We start from the raw sequence: 1,228 nt of genomic DNA on the forward strand, positions 1-1,228 counted from the left end.
TATCATGGAAGGAACTTCCTAGGGCTGAAATCTAGTGAGTATTTCGACGAAAACCACTCCGGCAAGAGTGGTTTTGTCACATCTGGGTATAGAGATTAATCCTAAAAGCATTTGATCTCAATGCTGATCTTTCAGATCTGGCAACTCTCCAAACAAAAAAGCCTCCCGATTGGGAGGCTTTTTTGTTTCTATCGTGCGAAAAAAATATATTTCAAAACTTCAAAGCACCATCAACAACACCCTACATGCTCAATCATCGATTTTGGTTGTTTTTCCGTTGGACAGCCGTTGGATTCAACGTTATTCGCATGGTGTTAAGCTGATTTTGGTTGGACGATCGTTGGATCGTCGTTGTTTTTCTGTTGGATTCTCGTTGGACGGTTAACTTTTCATTATGAGATCAGATTTTTTTAGGCACACAGTTGGCGAGTTCGCCAGTAATAACACTACGGTATCGGAAAATAAATTTTCCTCCGCCTTGCGTCATTGTGTGCCTCGATGCTGACGCATCGAGATCGGACTCTACCGCTTAACTTGTAGATTTTCGTTACTAACGTACCGACCCTATTTTTTGCCCCCTGACAACGAAGAACGGCTCCCGATTCGGAAGCCGTTCTTGTGTCTAAATCTGAGTTCGCACTAAACCACTTAAGTTAAATGAAAGCTTGATAGAGGTGATATATTGTAATTCCCATCATTACTACATTACTAATAGCAAGAATCAGTAAGTAATTGTTATATGAACTAATAATTTCGTTTATGTCATCAGTATCAATTTCACTACTAGTTCCGAAACGCATCATACCCTTACCTTTACAATAACGTCTCAGAGCAAGTCCTGAGAAAAAAAATGTTAATCCCCAGAAGCTTAAAAGATAGATAAATTCCGCAGAAAAAAAGAATAAACATATCCCTAAGCAAGATGCATTAATACCATCGGATACATTCACATACTTTTGCGTCTTAACCTTATCAATCACTACTTAAAACGCTCCCTGAAAAATAACTTACAACATTTTCTGAGGTATCTTTCACTCTCTTAGACACGCTAAGTAAATGTAGGCGATAGTAAGCCCCTCTACCCATTAAATAAGCCCAAAGAGGATCAAGGTTTTTATCTTTAAGTCCAGCGTAGGCTATATCTCCAAACACAGCATATTCTAAAGGTTTGAGATATGGGTTAGCGATAAGAGCAACACCGATCACCTGCATCACATCCGAACGTTTA

At 39.2% G+C, this 1,228-nt stretch carries 2 protein-coding genes; both read right to left on the minus strand.

Annotated elements, in window-relative coordinates; all coding sequences use genetic code 11:
• Positions 1-653 precede the first annotated feature (653 nt).
• Complete coding sequence (locus AW165_RS18300; RefSeq protein ID WP_060466676.1) at positions 654-980, minus strand: hypothetical protein; 327 nt, start codon at positions 978-980, stop codon at positions 654-656.
• Positions 973-1,228 (minus strand): hypothetical protein (locus AW165_RS19785; RefSeq protein ID WP_171254262.1); only part of this gene is annotated, 256 nt, incomplete at its 5' end. The genes AW165_RS18300 and AW165_RS19785, both read right to left, overlap by 8 nt.

Origin of the sequence: Acinetobacter sp. LMB-5 (genome assembly GCF_001541635.1) — a bacterium.
GTDB classification, from domain to species: Bacteria; Pseudomonadota; Gammaproteobacteria; order Pseudomonadales; family Moraxellaceae; genus Acinetobacter; species Acinetobacter pittii.